This window comes from Dyella sp. LX-66 (assembly GCF_018599165.1).
GTDB lineage: Bacteria > Pseudomonadota > Gammaproteobacteria > Xanthomonadales > Rhodanobacteraceae > Dyella_D > Dyella_D marensis.
The window spans coordinates 15,274-34,186 of sequence record NZ_JAHFVJ010000015.1; the positions used below are offsets into that span (position 1 = coordinate 15,274).

The following is an 18,913-nucleotide window of genomic DNA, read 5'->3' on the forward strand; positions in this document are numbered from 1 at the left end:
TGGCGCGCAGTTTTTACGGAAAGGAACATCGCCGCCGCTCCTCCCGGCAGGGGAGCGGACGACCGGCAGGGGATCGAAGCTCGTGTGCGGAGTCGCGCGAATCCTTCGATGGAAGTGGACCGACCGCTTCATGCAAGCGGCGGACCGGCTCGCGGCAGGGCGGGGGCGTGGAACGGCCCCCAGGGGTAGCGCGAGCTGGCAACGGTGCGGTGCCTATCGGTAAGGAGGCTGTCATGCAGGTGCTTCGTTCCAGCTATCGCCGCGGCTCATCCCATCGCGATGGGCCTCCCCCGGCGTCGCCACCAGGCCCGCATCCCGCGTAAACCGCGCGGAAGGGGATTCCTGATTTTCATCTGATTCGATCCGCCGCCCGCGGGGCGGCGCGTCGCCGTGCGTCCGCGCGCCTGCGCGGACCGATGGCGGCTGCGGTGCGTGCCCATCCGTGCAAAGGAGAAACCGTCATGCAGGTGCATCGTTCCGGCCGCTTCGGCCGCCGCCCCCTGGTCCAAAGCATCCTGCTCGCGCTGGCGCCGGTGATCGCGCTGCCGTTCACCACCGGCGCGGCGTTTGCCGCGTGCACCACCGCCGGCACCACCATCACCTGCGCCACCGGTTCCAGCACCAACAATTTTTCCAACAGCACGGCCAATGTCACGGTGAACGTGCAGACCGGCGCGGTGCTCAGCTCGCCGCCGATCGTCGGCGGCAACTCGCTCACCCTCACCGGCAACGGCATCACGCTCAACAACCAGGGCACGATCGACCCCACCACCAACAGCGCGGGCCTGTCGCTGGTGATGGCCGGCTCGGTGCTCGGCAACGCTTCCGCCAACACCATCGCGGTGAACAACCTGGCCGGCGGTTCGATGCGCGGCATGTTCAACATCGCCACGCTGTTCGGTTTCGGCGGACAGGCGCTGACCGTGCAGAACGGCGCGGGCGGCACCACCACCATCGCCAACGCCGGCACCATCGGCATGTCGCTGCTCGGCGCCGGCAACACCGCCGACGCGGGCGCGGTGGTCACCTATGGCGGCGCCAACGCCAACCTCACCAATACCGGCACCATCACCGGCCGCATCGGCCTGGGCACGGCGACCAGCGGCAGCAATACGTTTCTCAATGCCGGCACCGTCAACGGCAGCATCTATTTGGGTGACTCGGCCGCCGGCAGCACCTTCACCGCGGTGTCGGGTTCCAGCGTCAACGCTTCGGGCGGCACGGCGATTGCCGGCGTGATGACCGGCGTCACCGGCGTGAAGCTGGCCGCGGCTGGTACGGTCGGCGCGGGCACCGGTGCGAACAACTCGCTGGTGTTGCAGAACTCCGCCGCAGGCCCCGGTTCGGGTACCGGCGGTGCGATCACCACCATCGGCGCCACCGGTTATCTCGGTTTCCAGCACCTGACCGTGCACAGCGGCACCTGGAACCTGCAGGGCGCGCTGGTCAGCGCCGATGCCACGCTAAACGATGGCCTGATCAATTTCGACAACGCCAACGTGTTCGGCAGCGGCTCGTTCACGGTCAACGGCGGCGCGCTGGCTTCGTCCACCGCGGGCTTGTCGCTGGGCAACAACGTGGCGCTCAACGGCAGCCTCACGCTCGGCGGCGCGAACAACTTCGGTTTTGGCGGCGTGCTTTCCGGCACGGGCGGTCTGGCGATCAATACGACTTTGCCGATCACGCTGTCCGGCGCCAATACCTTCGGCGGCGGCGTCGCGCTCAACGCGGGCGGCCTGGTGCTGGCGAACGGTTCCGCACTGGGCAGCGGTGCGCTGAGCGTGGGTGGCAATGTTTCGTTCGATGCCTCGGTGGCCTTGTCGCTCGGCAATACCGTCAACCTCGGCGCGGGTGGCACGCTCAATCTGCTCGGTGGGCAGCCGCTGGTGTTCAACGGAGCGATGAGCGGTACCGGCGGCTTGGTGAAGGGCGGCGGCGCCTTGCTCACCTTGAATGGCGCCAACAGTTTCAGCGGTGGCCTGACGCTCAATGCCGGCGGCTTGATGCTGGGCAATGGCGGTGCGCTGGGCACCGGTGCGTTGAACGTCGGCGGCAATGCGACGCTCGATGCGTCGCTTGGCCTTTCGCTGGGCAATGCGGTGAATCTCGGCGCCGGCACCTCGCTCAATCTGCTGGGCGGCCAGGCGCTGAGCTTCAATGGCTTGATCGGCGGCAGCGGCGCGCTGGCGAAGAACGGCAGTGCGCTGCTCACCTTGAATGGCGCGAACACTTTTACCGGTGGCCTGTCGCTCAATGCCGGCGGCTTGATGCTCGGCGACAGCGGTGCGCTCGGCACCGGCGCGTTGAACGTGGGCGGCAACGCGACGCTCGATGCTTCCGTGGGTTTGTCGCTGGGCAACGCAGTAAACCTCGGAGCAGGCGGCACGCTCAGCCTGCTCGGAGGGCAGGCGCTCAGCTTCAATGGATTGATTGCCGGCGCTGGCGGCCTGGCCAAGAGCGGCAGCGCGCTGCTCACCTTGAATGGCGCCAACACCTTCAGCGGCGGCTTTGCGCTCAATGGCGGCGGCCTGTTGCTGGGCAATGCCGGTGCGCTCGGCACCGGTGCCTTGAATGTCGGAGGCACCGCCACGCTCGACACCTCCGGCGCGTTCGCCTTGAACAACGCCATTGCGATCGGCGGCGGCGGTTCCTTGAATCTGCTCGGCAGCAATGCGCTCACGTTGAATGGCAGTCTTTCCGGCGCGGGCAGTTTGCTGAAGAGCGGCGCTTCGACGCTGACGCTCGGCGGTGCGAACAGCTTGACCGGCGGCCTTTCCATTCTCGGCGGCACGCTGGCGCTGGGCGCTGGCGGCAGTCTGTCGCCGAGCGCGGGCATCACGCTTTCGGCCGGAACCAATCTCGATCTTTCTGGCGCGGGCACCGATCAGGCGATCGGTTCGCTCGCGGGTCTCGGCGGTTCGGTCAATCTCGGCGCGCATACGCTCACCCTCAACGGCCTGGGCGACACCAGCTTCGCCGGCAACATCGCGGGCAGCGGCGGACTGGTGAAGCTGGGCACGGGTATTCAGACCCTGGCCGGTGCCAGCACGTTCGGCGGCGGCGTGGCTTTGAATGCGGGCGGCCTGCTGCTCGGCGATGGCGCCGCGCTGGGTACCGGCGCGCTCAGCGTGGGTGGCAACGTTTCGCTGGATGGCACCGCTGCCTTGTCGCTTGGCAATGCGGTCAACCTCGGCGCGGGTGGCACGCTCAATCTGCTGGGTGGCCAACCGCTCACCTTCAATGGCGTGATCTCCGGTGCCGGCGCGCTGGTGAAGACCGGCGCTGCGCTGCTCACCTTGAATGGCGCGAACACCTTCGGCGGCGGTCTTGCGCTCAACGGTGGCGGATTGCTGCTGGGCAATGCGGGCGCCTTGGGTACGGGCACGCTCGGCGTGGGTGGCAATGTCACGCTCGATGCATCGGCCGGCTTGTCGCTGGGCAATGCGATCAGCCTCGGCGCAGGCGGTTCGCTCAACGTGCTTGGCGGACAGCCGCTGGTGTTCAACGGCGGACTCACCGGCGCGGGCGGCTTGATCAAGAGCGGTGCCGGCCTGCTGACCTTGAACGGCGCGAACGATTTCAGCGGCGGCCTGGCGATCAATGCCGGCACGCTGGCGATGGGTGCAGGCGGCAGCCTGACGGCCAACGTCAATGTTTCGCTCGCCGCCGGTGGCACGTTCGACTTGAGCGGCGGCGCGAACCAGACCATCGGCACGCTGGCCGGCCTCGGCGGCACCGTCAATCTCGGCGCGCAGACGCTGACGCTGGGCAATGCGACCAGCCAGAGCTTCGGCGGCCTTATCGCCGGTACCGGCGGCCTGGTGAAAGTCGGCGCCGGCATCCAGACGCTCACCGGCGCCAACACCTTCAGCGGTGGTCTTGCACTGAATGCGGGCGGGTTGCTGCTCGGCAACGGTGCCGCGCTTGGCACCGGCACGCTCGGCGTCGGCGGCAATGTCACGCTGGATGGCACGGCTGCCTTGTCGCTGGGCAATGCGGTGAATCTCGGCGCGGGCGGCACGCTCAACCTGCTTGGCGGCCAGCCGCTTACCTTCAACGGCGCGATCGGTGGCACCGGTGCGCTGGTGAAGAACGGCGGCGCGCTGCTCACCTTGAACGGCGCGAACACGTTCAGCGGCGGTCTTGCGCTCAATGCGGGCGGCTTGCTGGTGGGCAACGCTGCGGCGCTGGGTACGGGCGCTTTGAACGTCGGTGGCAATGCCACGCTCGATGCTTCGGCCGGATTGACGCTGGGCAATGCGATCACGCTGGGCGCGGGTGCTTCGCTCAACGTGCTTGGCGGCCAGCCGCTGGTGTTCAACGGTGGACTCACCGGTGCGGGCGGCCTGATCAAGAGCGGCGGTTCGGTGCTGACCTTGAACGGCGCCAACACTTTCAGCGGCGGGCTGGCGATCAATGCGGGCACGCTGGCGATGGGTGCGGGCGGCAGCCTCAGCGCGAACCTCGATGTGTCGCTTGCCACCGGTGCGACGTTCGATCTGAGCGGCGGCGCGAACCAGACCATCGGCTCGCTGGCCGGTCTGGGCGGCACCGTCAATCTCGGTGCGCAGACCTTGACGCTCGGCAACGCCACCAGCCAGACCTATGGCGGCCTGATCACCGGCGCCGGTGGACTGGTGAAAGTCGGCGCCGGCATCCAGACGCTGACCGGCGCGAACAATTTCACGGGCGGCGTCGCTCTGAATGCGGGCGGCCTGCTGCTCGGCAATGGCGCGGCGCTGGGCACCGGCGCCTTGAGCGTCGGCGGCAACGTCACGCTGGACGGTACGGCCGCATTGTCGCTGGGCAACGCGGTGAATCTCGGTGCGGGTGGCACGCTCAACCTGATCGGCGGCCAGCCGCTGAGCTTCAACGGCGCGATCTCCGGCGCCGGTGCGCTGGTAAAGAACGGTGCCGCGTCGATCACCCTCAATGCCGCCAACACCTTCACCGGTGGCACCACCATCAACGCCGGCACCATCGCCCTGGGTGCGAACGGCAGTCTCGCTGCGACCGGTGCATTGAACCTTGCCGCTGCTGGCGCAAGCCTCGATCTTTCCGCGACCGGCACCGATCAGGTGATCGGCGATCTGTCCGGCGTCGCGGGCAGCAGCATCCTGCTCGGCACGCACAATCTTGGCCTGGGTGGCGCCGCCAACCTGAGTTTCGGCGGTGGAATCAGCGGCAACGGCGGCATCGTGAAGCTGGGTGCGGGCATCACCACGCTCACCGGCGCCAATACCTATCTCGGCGGCACCACCATCAATGCCGGCACCCTGGCCCTGGGTGCCGGCGGCAGCCTGGCCGCGAATGGCGCGGTGAATCTTGCCGGCGCGGGTGCGGCTTTCGATATCGGTGCCGGCGGCAACCAGGCGATCGGATCGCTGGCCGGCATCGCGGGCAGCACGGTGAACCTGGGCGCGAATGCGCTCACGCTGGGCGGCGCCGTCGATGCGGATTTCAGCGGCGCCATCGCAGGCACCGGTGGCTTGATCAAGAACGGCGCCGGTATCCAGACGCTTGGCGGAGCCAGCACCTTCAGCGGTGGACTTACGCTCAACGCCGGTGGCCTGGTGGTTGGCAACAATGCGGCGCTGGGCACGGGTGCGCTCACGCTCGGTGGCAACGCTTCGCTTGCCGCCAACGGCAATATCAGCCTGGCCAACACGATCGGTCTCGGCGCCGGCGTCGGTTTGAACGTGCTGGGCAACGGTGCGCTCACGCTGGGCGGCGTGCTTTCCGGCGCCGGCAGCCTCGCCATGAATGGCGCTTCCACGCTTACGCTGACCGGCGCCAATACGTTTACCGGCGGCACCACGATCAATGCGGGCACGCTGGCATTGGGCACCGGCGGCAGCCTCAGTTCGACTGGCACCGTTACGCTAGGCGGCACGGGTTTGTTCGATATCTCCGGCGGCGGCAACCAGACCATCGGCCTGCTCGCCGGCGCCAGCGGCAGCGTCAATCTCGGCGCCAACACGCTGAGCTTGGGCGGCGCGGGCAGCGGCAACTTCGCTGGCGCCATCGGCGGCACCGGCGGCTTGATCAAGCTTGGCGCCGGTACGCAGACCTTGTCGGGCAACAACACGTTTACCGGCGGCATCGCGCTCAATGCGGGTGGACTCAGCCTGGGCAGCAACACCGCGCTCGGCACCGGCACGCTCACGGTAGGTGGCGCCGCCACGCTCGATGCAACCACGGCCCTCACGCTCGCCAACAGCATGCTGCTCAATGCCGACCTGACCTTCGGCGGCAGCAACGCGCTCACCCTCAATGGCAACCTCAGCGGCACCGGTGGCCTGATCAAGAACGGCGCGGCCGCGCTGACCTTGAACGGCGCCAACAGCTATCTCGGCGGCACTGTCATCAACAGCGGCACGCTGGCGCTGGGCGCGGGTGCCAGCCTTGCGGGCAGCGGCACGGTGAATGTCGCGGTCGGCGCTACGTTCGATCTGTCGGCCGGCAACGGCACGCAGACCTTCGGCACGCTGACCGGTGGCGGCACGGTGAACATGGGCGCCAACACGCTCAATGTCGGCGGCGCCACCAACGGCACCTTCAGCGGCGGCATCGCCGGCAGCGGCGGCGTGGTGAAGATCGGTGCGGGCGTGGAAACGTTCACCGGCGCCAACACCTACACGGGCGGCACCACGATCAGCGGCGGCACGCTGGCACTGGGCGCGGGCGGCAGCCTCGCGGCGAATGGAGCGGTGTCGCTGGTCAATGCGGGCACGGCGTTCGATATCAGCGCGGGCGGCAACCAGGCGATCGGCACGCTGTCCGGCGTGGCCGGCAGCTCGGTGAACCTGGGCGGCAATACGTTGACGCTGGGTGGTGCGGTCGATGCGGGTTTCGATGGCGCGATCGGTGGTACCGGCGGTCTGATCAAGAACGGCGCGGGCATCCAGACGCTGAACGGCACCAGCACGTTCAGCGGCGGCGTCGCGCTCAATGCGGGCGGCCTGGTGGTCGGCAACAACGCGGCACTGGGCACCGGCGCGCTCAGCGTCAACGGCGCCGGCACGCTGGCCGCCAACGGCAATATCAGCCTCGCCAACAACGTGACGCTGGGCGCCGGCCTCACCGTGCAAGGCGGTGGCGCGCTGACGCTGGGCGGCGTGATTTCCGGTGCCGGCAGCCTGACCATGAATGGCGGATCCACGCTCACGCTCACCGGCGCCAACACCTATACCGGTGGCACGAATATCCAGTCGGGCGTGCTGGCGATCGGCGCGGGCGGCAGCCTCGCCGCCAACGGAGCGGTGACGCTCGGCGGCACCGGCAGCTTCGATATCTCCGCGGGCGGCAACCAGACCATCGGCTCGCTGGCCGGCGCTTCCGGCAGCGTCAATCTCGGTGCCAACACGCTGACCTTCGGCGATGCCAGCAATCAGACCTTCGCCGGCACCATCGGCGGCACCGGCGGCTTGTTCAAGACCGGCACGGGCACGCAGACCTTGTCCGGCAACAACACGTTCAGCGGCGGCGTGGCGCTGGTGGATGGCGGCCTGATCGTGGGCAGCAATACCGCGCTCGGCACCGGCACGCTCACCGTGGCCGGCGCGGCCACGCTGGATGCGAACAACGCCGTCACCCTCGCCAACAACATCGTGCTCAATGCCGGGTTGACCGTGGGCGGCAGCAATGCGCTCACGCTCAATGGCAACCTCAGCGGCCTCGGCAGCCTGACCAAGGAAGGCGCGGCGACGCTGACCTTGAACGGCGCCAACACCTACAGCGGCGGCACGCTGATCAACAGCGGCATCCTGGCGCTGGGCGCGGGTGCAAGCCTCAATGCGGGCGGCATCGTCAACGTGGCCACCGGTGCCACCTTCGATCTCTCCGCCGGCAACGGCACGCAGGTGTTCGGCACGCTCACCGGTGGCGGCACGGTGAACATGGGCGCCAATACGCTGCATGTCGGCGGCGCCACCAACGGCACCTTCAGCGGCGGCATCGCCGGCAGCGGCAGCCTGGTGAAGGATGGCGCGGGCACCGAGACGCTGACCGGCACCAACACCTATACCGGCGGCACCACGATCAATGCGGGCACGCTGGCCATCGGCGCGGGCGGCAGCCTGGCGGCAACGGGTGCCGTCGCGCTGATCAATCCCGGCGCCGCCTTCGATATCAGCGCGGGCGGCAACCAGGCGATCGGTTCGCTCGCGGGCAGTGCGGGCACCACGGTCAGCCTGGGCGGCAACGCGCTCACCTTGAACGGCGTGAGCAATACGAGTTTCGCCGGCACGATCTCCGGCAGCGGCAGCCTGATCAAGAACGGCGCCGGCGTGCAGACGCTGAGCGGGGCCAATACGTTTACCGGCGGCGTGGCGCTCAATGCGGGAGGGCTCAGCGTGGGCAATGCCGGTGCGCTGGGCAGCGGCGCGCTGACGGTCAATGGCGCGGCGACGCTCGACAACACCACGAGCTTGAACCTCGCCAATGCGGTCAACCTCAACGCCAACCTCGACGTGGTGGGCAGCAATGCACTCACCTTGAGCGGAGCGATCGGCGGCACCGGCGGTTTGATCAAGGACGGTGCGGCGACGCTGACGCTGACCGGCGCCAACAGCTATGTCGGCGGCACCACCATTAATGCCGGCACCTTGGCGCTCGGCGCAGGCGGCAGCCTCAGCGCAGCCGGCACGGTGACGCTCGGTGGCACCGGTACGTTCGATATCGGCGCGGCAGGCAACCAGGCCATCGGCGCGCTGGCCGGCACCGGCGGCACCGTCAACCTGGGCGCCGCCAACCTCACGCTCGGCGGCGCGGCCAGCACCGTGTTCGCCGGCGCCATCAACGGCAGCGGCGGGTTGATCAAGAACGGCACCGGCGTGCAGACGCTGTCCGGCGCCAACACCTTCAGCGGTGGCGTGACGCTCAACGGCGGCGGCCTGGTGGTGGGCAACAACGCGGCGCTCGGTACCGGTGCGCTCAACGTGGGTGCTTCCGCGACGCTGGATGCGAGCGGCCCGATCGCGCTGGCCAATGGCGTCACGCTCGGTGCGGGCGCCGCGCTCGACGTGCTCGGCGGCAGCGCGCTGAGCTTGAACGGCGCGGTAAGCGGCAGCGGCAGCCTGGTCAAGGATGGCAACGCCACGCTGACCTTGAACGGCGCCAACACCTACACCGGCGGCACCACGATCAATACCGGCACCCTGGCTCTGGGTGCCGGCGGCAGCCTGGCGGCGACGGGTGCGGTCACGCTCAACGGCACCGGCGTGCTGGATCTCAGCGCGGCTGGCGGTGCGCAGACCATCGGTGCACTCAGCGGTGCGGGTGGTGGCATCAATCTGGGTGCGAACGCCTTGGCTTTCGGCGATGCCAGCAACCAGACCTTTGGCGGAACCATCAGCGGTACCGGCAGCCTGGTGAAGAACGGCAGCGGGGTGGAGACGCTGTCCGGCAACAACAGCTTCACCGGCGGCGTTGCGCTCAACGCGGGCGGCTTGATCGTCGGCAGCGCGAACGCCTTGGGCACCGGTGCGCTTGCGGTCAACGGCGCGGCCACGCTCGATGCGACCGCGGCGCTCAACGTCGCCAACAACGTCGCGCTCAATGGCGGCGCCACGCTGACCTTGCCAGGCGCCGGCGGCGCGGTGAATCTCGGCGGCGTGGTCAGCGGCAGCGGCAGCCTGGTGAAGGACGGCGCATCCACGCTTACGCTGGGTGGCGCCAATACCTTCACGGGTGGCGTCACGCTCAACGGCGGTGGCGTTCTGCTGGGCAACAACAACGCGCTCGGCAGCGGCACGCTCACGGTCAATGGCGCGGCCACGCTCGATGCATCGGCTCCGGTCTCGGTGGGCAATGCCATCGCCCTCGGCGGCGGCACCACGCTGACGCTGCCGGGTGCGGGCGGCGCGCTCACGCTCAATGGCGCGATCAGCGGCGCCGGCAATCTGGTCAAGGACGGTGCGTCCACGCTCACCTTGGGTGGCGCCAATACCTTCACCGGCGGGTTGACGAGCAACGGCGGCAGCGTCGTTCTCGGCAATGCCAACGCCCTCGGCACGGGTGCGCTCAACGTCGCCGGTGCCACCACGCTCGATGCGACCGGGCCGCTCACTGTGGCGAACGACGTCACGCTCGGCGCCGCGCTCAACCTCGGCGGTGCGCAGGCGCTGACGCTGGGCGGCACGCTTTCCGGCAGCGGCGCGGTGAACGTGGGCGGCACGGCGCCGGTCACCTTGAACGGCGCCAATAGTTTCACCGGCGGCGTCACGCTTGGCGGCGGCAACCTGGTGGTGGGCAATGCCACTGCGCTGGGCACCGGTGCGCTGACCGCCAACGGCGGCTCGCTGCAATCCAGTGCCGCGGTGACGCTCGCCAACAACGTCAGCATCGGCGGCAACGGACTCACCGTGCAGGGCGCGACGGATCTTGGCCTCAACGGCAGCCTCACCGGCACCGGCACGCTGGACAAGCAAGGCAGCGGCACGCTCACCCTCGGCGGTGCGCTGGGCGGCTTCGGCGGTTCGCTGGCGGTGAACGGCGGCACGCTGACCGCCACCTCGCCGTACAGCGGCGGCATCAGCGTCGGCACCGGCGCCACCGCCAACCTGCAGGGCAGCGGCAGCAGCGCGACGGTGAACGGTGCGCTGGCCGGCACGCTCAACCTGGGCGCCGGCAGCGCGGTGAACGTGGGCTACGGCGCGCTGGGCGGCATCACCGGCACGGTGAACGGGCAGGGCGCTGGCACCGCGGTCAACCTCACCGGCACCGGCGAGGCGACGCTGCCTTCCGGCACGTTCAACAACATCGACAACCTCAACGTCGGTGCGGGCGGCACACTCGGCATCGCCGGCGGCACCGCGGCGAGCTTTGCCGGCGGCAGCACGGTGGGCGGCAACCTGGTGGTGAACAGCAACGGCAGCCTGGGCGGCCCGGCGACGATCGCCAATGGCGGTGCGCTGATCGGTAGCGGTACGGTCGGCGGCAACGTCACCTTGAACGGCACGCTGGCACCGAGCGGCCTGCCCGGCGCAGGTGGCATGGCTGGTGGCAGCGGTGCGGCGGGCAGCACCATCACGCTGGGCGGCTTGAACAGCGGCGGCAGTGCGATCACCGACATCCGCGCCACCGCGGCGGGCACCAGCGACCACGTGCAGGTCAATGGCGCGGCCACGCTGGGCGGCCAGCTGGTGGCGCTGCCGGCGGCCGGCTCCTACGCGCCGACCACCACCTACACCATCCTCAACGCCACCGGCGGACTGAGCGGCAGCTACGCGAGCGTGGTGCAGAACCTGCTGCCCTTCCTCTCCGCCAGCGTGACCACGCAGGGCAACGCGGTGCTGCTGACGCTGACCCAGGCCGGCAGCGGCGCGCCCACCGGCACGCCGTTCAACCAGTACCCGGGGCTGTCATCCAACCAGGTGGCGATGGCGGGTGCGCTGCAGACGATTTCGCAGCAGACGCCGCAGCGCCTGACCACCTTGCTCGGCTACGCACGCGGCCTCACCAACGACCAGGTGATCGGTTCGTTCGACACGCTGACCGGTGAGACCTATGCCTCGTCCACGCGCTACGAACTCAACGGCCAGGGCCAGCTGCTCGATACCGTGTTCCATCGGCTGAAGCTGGCGCGCGATACCGGCGAGCAGGGCACGGCGGTGTGGGCGGAACCGTACACGTACAGTTCCAGCCGCGATGCGAGCAATGGCGTTGCCGAGACCGACTACCGCATCCGCGGCGTGATCGTCGGCGCGGATACCACGCTCGGTTCCGATCTACGCCTGGGCGCGCACGCGAGCTTCGGCAATTCGCGCACGCAGGTGGACAGCCGCCGCGACCGGGTCGATATCGACCAGTACACGGTGGGCCTGCATACGCTGTACATGCCGGTCGAGCAGTGGTGGGTGGAGGGCGCGGCTTCGTACGGCTGGCAGCGTGCCAGCGGCGACCGCAGCATCCAGGTCGGGCCGCTGTTCGACTCGCGCGCCAGCTCGCGCTACGACGGCAAGTCGCTCAATGCCGGACTGGAAGGCGGCTATCGCTTCAACACCGGCGCGTGGCATCTGGAGCCCTTCGTCGGCGCCTACTACGCCAAGGTGAAGTACGACGCCTTTACCGAGCAGGGCGCGGGCGATGCCAACCTCGCGGTGGGCCGCTCGCGCGCCAGCAGCATGGCCTACGGTGCGGGCCTGCGCGTGATCGGCGATTTTGCGAAGCAGGCCAATGGCACGCAGATCCATCCGATCTTCCTGCTGCGCTATCTGCACGACACGCGTGCCGATTCGGATGCCACCACCAGCGTGGCCTTCGCCGGCGCACCGGACGTGGGCTTCGCCGTGCACGGCACGCCCGGCGTGAGCAATCACTGGCAGGCAGGCGCCGGCTTCAGCTTCGACATCTCGCCGCAGGCCAGCACCTACTTCTATTACACCGCCGATATCGCCAGCCGCGGCGACAGCCACGCCGCCAACCTGGGCGTGCGCTGGAGCTTTGCCGCGCCGGCCGCGGCGATGGCGGCGAGCGCGCGACGGATGGATGCGTTGCCGGCGGCGCCGCTGGCTCCTGCGGCTGCTGCCGTGCCGGCGGCGGTGCCTGCGGCGGACGATCCGTCCTCGCGTGGCGACAAGGCCGCGCCGATCGTTGCCGGGGCTGCTCTGGCCGCTGCAGGAGCGGGCGCTGCCGAGGCCGCCAAGCCGGCGGCTGCGGACGACGCCCCGCTCGGCAAGTGCAAGCCGCGCGCAGCGGCGGGCGCCAAGAAAGCCGCGATCGCCAAGAGCAAGCGCACGGGGCCGCGCCACGTGCCGGCGCCGGGCACGGGCGCCAAGCCGGCGGTGGTGGTGAAAAAGAAGAGGGCGGTACCGGCCAAGCCGAAGCCCGCGGCGGCCGAGCCGCTGTGCGACGGCTGAGCGCCGCCGCTTGTGCCCCCTCTCCCCTCCGGGGAGAGGGTTGGGGTGAGGGGCCGGGCGGAGCGATGAGCGGAGGGTTGTTACAAGCTCAAAAGCTCTTGCTCGCTCGGTAGAAACATTACCGCGAGCACCCGCCCCTCATCCGGCTGCCGCCACCTTCCTCGCTCCTCAAAGCCGGGCACATCCATGTGCCCTCCCCGCGTACTCCCCGAAGGGGAGAAGGGGTTCCTTCGTTTAGGGCTGCACCACGTCGAAGTGCACGTCCGGATTGACCTCCGCCGCGTAGTCCACGTCCTTGCGCCCGAAGCCGAACAGCTTCTGGAACTCCGCCTTGAAGCCTTCGTAATCGGTGATCTGCTTCAGGTTGGCGGTGGTCACGGTCGGCCACAGGGCCTTGCAGGCCTGCTGCACGTCGTCGCGCAGCTCCCAGTCGTCCAGGCGCAGGCGGCCTTCGCCGTCCAGCGGGGCGGGCTTGCCGTCGGCGCGGTACATGAATTCGCGCAGCAGGCGGTTGGCCTGCTCGATGCAGCCTTCGTGGATGCCCTTCTCCTTCATGATGCGGAAGGCCAGGGACACATACAGCGGAATGACCGGGATCGCCGCGCTGGCCTGGGTCACCACCGACTTCATCACGCCGACGCGGGCGTCCAGGCCGGGGTGGCGCTGGCGCAGCTCGCGGGCGGTGTTGTCCAGGTGCTGCTTGGCCTTGCCCAGGGTGCCGTGCCAGTAGATCGGCCAGGTGATCTCGGTGCCCACGTAGCTGTAGGCGATGGTCTTGGCTTCCGGTGCGAGCACGCCGGCCTGGCTGAGGGCGTCGATCCACAGCGCCCAGTCCTCGCCGCCCATCACGGTGACGGTGTCCTTGATCTCCTGCTCGGTGGCCGATTCCACCGTGGCCTGGATCACCTCGTCCTTGTCGGTGTTGACCGAGGTGGCGGTAAAGGTTTCGCCCACGGTCTTGAGGGCCGAGCGCACCACTTCGCCGGTATCCGGCAGCTTGCGCACGGGCGAGGCCAGCGAATAGACGATCAGGTCGATCGGGCCGCCCATCTCGTTCTTGATGATCTCGATGGCCCGCTGGCGGGTCTCGTTGGCGAAGGCGTCGCCGTTGATCGACTTGCTGTACAGGCCGGCCTGCTTGGCCGCCTCGTCGAAGGCCCAGGCGTTGTACCAGCCGGCGGTGCCGGGCTTGCTCTCGCTGGAGGGCTTCTCGAAGAACACGCCCAGGGTGGCGGCCCCGAAACCGAATGCCGCCGCGATGCGCGAGGCCAGCCCGTAGCCGGTGGAGGCGCCCAGCACCAGCACCCGCTTGGGGCCGGCCGGGGCGGCGGCGCCCGCCTGGCGGGTGATGCCGATCTGCTCCAGCACGTTCTGGCGGCAGCCGGTGGGGTGGGCGGTGACGCAGATGAAGCCGCGGATCTTGGGGTTGATGATCACGAGTCTCGGGTCCGTCTTGGGGCGTGAAAGCGGGGCATTTTAGCCAAATGGCGCCGTTTTACCCGTACTGGCACGTAGGTTCGGGCGGGTCCGGGACCCGGCCTGGCCGGCTAGGGCTTGCCGCACGTTTTCCACCGGTAGCCATAACCCATTAGAATCTCCAGGTTTAGCCCCCCGCTTTCCCATTCCTACTTCCCATCCAACCAACCCGGACGGCCGTATGCCTCGCCAAAAACCGCTTTCGCTCTACCGCAACATCGGCATCATCGCCCACATCGACGCGGGCAAGACCACCACCACCGAACGCGTCCTGTACTACACGGGCAAGAAGCACCAGATCGTCGACGTGCACGACACCAAGGACGGCAAGGGCTCCACCACCACCGACTATCTGGAGCAGGAGCGCAAGCGCGGCATCACCATCCAGTCGGCTGCCGTGTCGACCGAGTGGAAGGGCCACCAGATCAACGTGATCGATACCCCCGGGCACGTGGACTTCACCATCGAAGTGAACCGCAGCCTGCGCGTGCTCGACGGCGCCGTGGTGGTGTTCGACGGCGTGGCCGGCGTGGAACCGCAGACCGAGACCAACTGGCGCCTGGCCGACCAGTACAACGTGCCGCGCATGTGCTACGTCAACAAGATGGACCGCATCGGCGCGAACTTTAAGCACGCCGTCGAGGGCATCAAGAACCGCCTGGGCGCCAATGCGCTGCTGTGCCAGGTGCCGCTCGGCAGCAACGACGAGTTCATCGGCATGGCCGACCTCGTCACCGGCCTGGCCTACATCTGGCAGGGCGACGACAAGGACAGCACCTGGGAGAGCGTCCCGCTGGACCAGGTCGCCAGCCATCCGAAGTGCCAGTTCAGCTCCACCGGCGACCGCGAGTGGGTGGCCAACCTGGCCAAGCTGCACGAGGAAACCATCGAGCGCGCGCTGGAGATGGACGACGAGGCTTTCGACAAGCTGCTGCACGCGGGCGATGTGGAAACCTACGTCAAGAGCGGCGATTTCAGCCTGGAACTGCTGAAGAAGGCGATCCGCAAGGGCTGCGTCAGCGGCAAGCTGGTGCCGGTGTTCTGCGGCTCCTCCTACCGCAACAAGGGTGTGCAGCAGCTGCTGGACGCCGTGGTCGACTACATGCCCTACCCGGGCGAGAACGGCGGCATCGCGCTGGTGGACGAAGACGGCCACGTGGTCGGCGAACAGGGCGTGGTGGACGACGCTCCGGCGCGCCTGCTGGCCTTCAAGGTGATCAACGACCAGTTCGGCAGCCTGACCTTCTGCCGCATCTACTCCGGCGTGATCAAGAAGGGCGACACCCTGCAGAACGTCACCCGCGGCAAGAAGGAGCGCATCGGCCGCATCGTGGAAGTGCAGGCCAATGCCACCAAGGACATCGAGGAAGTGCGCGCCGGCGACATCTGCGCCTTCGTCTCGCTGAAGGAAACCGAGACCGGCGACTCGCTCACCGATCCGGCCCATCCGGTGCTGCTGGAGCGCATGCGCTTCCCCGACCCGGTGATCAGCGTGGCGGTGGAGCCGAAGAACCGCAACGACATCGACAAGCTGTCCTCCGCCCTCTACAAGATGGTGAAGGCCGACCCGTCGCTGAAGCTCGAAGTGGACAAGGAAACCGGCGAGACCGTGCTCAAGGGCATGGGCGAGCTGCACCTTGAAATCACCATCGACCGCATGCGCACGGAGCTGGGCGTCGACGCCAGCATGGGCAAGCCGCGCGTGAGCTTCCGCGAAGCGTTCGGCAAGACCATCGAGCACACCTACACGCACAAGAAGCAGTCCGGCGGTTCGGGCCAGTTCGCCGAAGTGAAGATCATCTTCGAGCCGGGCGAGCCGGGCAGCGGCGTGATCTTCTCCGACGAGATCGTCGGCGGCCGCGTGCCGCGCGAGTACATCCCGGCGGTGGAACATGCGGTGACGGTGGAGTCGCGCGAAGGCCAGGTGGCCGGTTACGAAGTGCTCGACTTCAAGGCGCGCCTGGTCGACGGCAAGTACCACGACGTGGACTCGTCCGCGCTGGCGTTCGAAATCGCCGGCAAGGCCTGCTTCCGCGAAGCGCACAAGATGTCCAACCCGAAGCTGCTCGAGCCGGTGATGAAGCTCGAAGTGGTCACCGAAGCCGACTACCTCGGCGACGTGATCGGCGACATCAACCGCCGCCGCGGTTCGATCAGCGACCAGGGCCAGCGCGGCACCAACGCCTTCGTGCAGGGCTTCGTGCCGCTGGCGGAGATGTTCGGCTACATCAACTTCCTGCGCTCGGCCACCAGCGGCCGCGGCACCTTCACCATGGAATTCGACCACTATGAGGAAGTGCCGGCCAGCATGGTCGCGAAGCTGATGGAGAAGGAAGGCGCGAAGTAATTCTTTCGCCTTGCCTGATCGAGAAAGCCGCCGGGTTCGCCCGGCGGTTTTTTTTTGGGCGCCGGTTTTTATCGCGCCCATAAAAATGGCCCCCTTGCGGGGGCCAGGCCATCCGTTGGGAAATAGCCTGTCGGGAGGGTTGAAAGGGGGGTCAAGACCGTCCCGACGGGTGACTAGATACCGGGCACAACGTGAAGGCGCCGTCAGCGCGAACGGGGCTTGCATCACGGCTTTGGAAATCGTGACGCAGCGCCCGGATTCCAGGCTCTCCGGCGGATTTCACGCCGTGCCCATGGACGCTGCCGCAAGCCGCCGCCGCGGCATCGGCCATCCGTCAGGCAGGCAGATATTTCTTAAGGAAGTAACCTCCGGGTTTGTTCCTACGAAAACAGCGCATCGTCGGCTAGCCACGGGGCAGGTGTCATGGGATCGAACGGACATGGGGAGCTGCGCCGCGTGCTGCGGCGAGTGGGTGGATGGTGGCGCTACGGGGTGATCGCCGGCGTACCGCTGGTGGTGGCCGCGGGCCTGGGCTATGCGGGTGGCTGGCTGTCGCCGGGGCGGCTGACGGCGCAGAAGCTGGTCGACCAGCTGCAGTCCAATGCCGGCGTGCATCCGGGCTATCGCCGCAACCACGCCAAGGGCGTGTGCGTGGCGGGCACCTTCACCGGCAATGGCGCCTTGCAGTCGTATTCGAAGGCGCAGGTGTTCGCGCCGGGTGTGGTGCCGGTGGTCGGGCGCTTCGCCATCCCCGGCGGCAATCCTTATGCGCCGGACAGCAGCGCGCCGATCCGCAGCATGGCGCTGCGCCTGACCCAGCCCAACGGGCAGCAATGGCGCACGGGCATGAACAGCATGCCGGTGTTCCCGGTGGCCACGCCGCAGGCTTTCTACGAACTGCTGCAGGCGCAGCAGCCGGATCCGACGAGCGGCAAGCCGGACCAGGCCAAGGTCGGTGCTTTCTTCGGCGCGCATCCGGAGGCCGGTGCGTTCCTGGCCTGGGTCAAGACGGCGAAGCCTTCGTCCAGCTATGCGGTGGACAGCTACTGGAGCTTGAACGCGTTCGAGCTGGTCGACGCGCAGGGCGCGCATCATGCGGTGCGCTGGCGGATGGTGCCGGAGGCAAAGGCGGACGGCAGCGCGGGGCAGGGCGAGGATTATCTTGCGGCTGACCTGGTGCAACGCCTGGCGGCCGCTCCCTTGCGCTGGCATCTGCTGGTGACGCTGGCCGATCCCGGCGATCCAACTTCCGATGCAACCAAAACGTGGCCGGCGAGCCGCCGCGAAATCGACGCCGGCACGCTGGAGCTGACCTCCACCCAGCCGCAGGACAGCGGCCCCTGCCGCGACATCAACTACGACCCGCTGGTGCTGCCCGACGGCATCCAGGCTTCGGACGATCCGCTGCTGCCCGCGCGTTCGGCGGCCTATGCCGCTTCGTACCTGCGCCGCACCAGCGAAGAGGCGCACCTCCCCGGTAGCGCGACCGCGAAGAAGGAGGCCCGCTGATGGCACGCCCGACCGATATGTTCGTGTGGCCCGCGCGGCTGCTGCATTGGCTGATGGCTGTCCTGATCATCGCGATGCTGTTCATCGGCGTGGGGATGGTGGCTTCCGTTTCCGAGCGCCACGACTGGCTGGTGCAACTGCACAAGCCGCTGGGCGTGGCGATCCTGGTGTTGGCGGTGGTGCGGCTCATCGTGAGATGGCGTCATCCGCCGCCGCCTCTGCCGGCCGATCTGCCCGTGCTGCAGAAGTGGGCGGCGCTCGCTTCGCACTGGTTGCTGTACGCCTTGATGCTGGCCTTGCCGCTGGTCGGCTGGGCGATGCTTTCGGCGGGCGGGTATCCGGTGATGCTCAGCGCGTCGCTGCGCCTGCCTTCGATCCTGCCGGCGAATGCCGCGGCATTCGCCGTGCTGCGGCATCTGCATGCATGGCTGGCGGTGCTGCTGTTCGTGACTTTCCTCGCGCATCTGGGCGCCGCGCTCTATCACGGACTGGTGCGCCGGGACGGCGTGCTGGGCAGCATGGTGGGCTGGCGGCCGCGTCGCTGACGATGCTTGTGCGGGATCGAGCGAGGCCATGCATCGGCCTCGCCCCGGTCCGTACATGATGGTGCGGTCGCGTAAACGTTCTCTCCGCGTTTCACCCGGGATAGGTGCTCGAACGCCACCTAAATGCAGACGTTGACTGCACGTTCGGGCATCCATTGCGTAGCGCACCGCTCACC

General features: G+C 68.3%; 5 protein-coding genes. 4 read left to right on the forward strand and 1 reads right to left on the reverse strand.

The features are described from left to right. Positions 1–461: 461 nt before the first annotated feature. On the forward strand, positions 462–12,860 hold the full coding sequence (locus KK141_RS20450; RefSeq protein ID WP_214572939.1) for an autotransporter-associated beta strand repeat-containing protein: 12,399 nt from the start codon (positions 462–464) through the stop codon (positions 12,858–12,860). 234 nt (positions 12,861–13,094) lie between these two features. Here the strand turns inward: KK141_RS20450 and fabV are convergent, their stop codons facing one another. Continuing rightward, positions 13,095–14,297, reverse strand: a complete 1,203-nt coding sequence (fabV, locus tag KK141_RS20455; RefSeq protein ID WP_214572940.1) for an enoyl-ACP reductase FabV — start codon at positions 14,295–14,297, stop codon at positions 13,095–13,097. Positions 14,298–14,517: 220 nt separating this feature from the next. On the opposite strand from fabV, the gene fusA reads away from it, so the two are divergent. From fusA to KK141_RS20470, 3 genes are all read left to right on the forward strand, one after another. Beyond that, positions 14,518–16,683, forward strand: coding sequence for an elongation factor G (gene fusA / locus KK141_RS20460; protein ID WP_214572941.1), 2,166 nt, complete (start codon positions 14,518–14,520; stop codon positions 16,681–16,683). A 423-nt stretch (positions 16,684–17,106) separates the two neighbouring features. Continuing rightward, positions 17,107–18,192: a catalase family peroxidase gene (locus KK141_RS20465; RefSeq protein ID WP_214572942.1), complete on the forward strand. Its 1,086-nt coding sequence runs from the start codon at positions 17,107–17,109 to the stop codon at positions 18,190–18,192. Further along, positions 18,192–18,737 (forward strand): cytochrome b/b6 domain-containing protein, encoded by a 546-nt coding sequence (locus KK141_RS20470; protein ID WP_214572943.1) that lies wholly within the window; start codon positions 18,192–18,194, stop codon positions 18,735–18,737. Before KK141_RS20465 ends, KK141_RS20470 begins: the two co-directional genes overlap by 1 nt. The last annotated feature ends 176 nt before the right edge of the window (positions 18,738–18,913 follow it).

Coding starts and splice junctions, on each gene's coding strand:
- KK141_RS20450 (WP_214572939.1), top strand. CDS start 462: ATGCAGGTGCATCGTTCCGGCCGCTTCGGCCGCCGCCCCCTGGTCCAA.
- fusA (WP_214572941.1), top strand. CDS start 14,518: ATGCCTCGCCAAAAACCGCTTTCGCTCTACCGCAACATCGGCATCATC.
- KK141_RS20465 (WP_214572942.1), top strand. CDS start 17,107: ATGGGATCGAACGGACATGGGGAGCTGCGCCGCGTGCTGCGGCGAGTG.
- KK141_RS20470 (WP_214572943.1), top strand. CDS start 18,192: ATGGCACGCCCGACCGATATGTTCGTGTGGCCCGCGCGGCTGCTGCAT.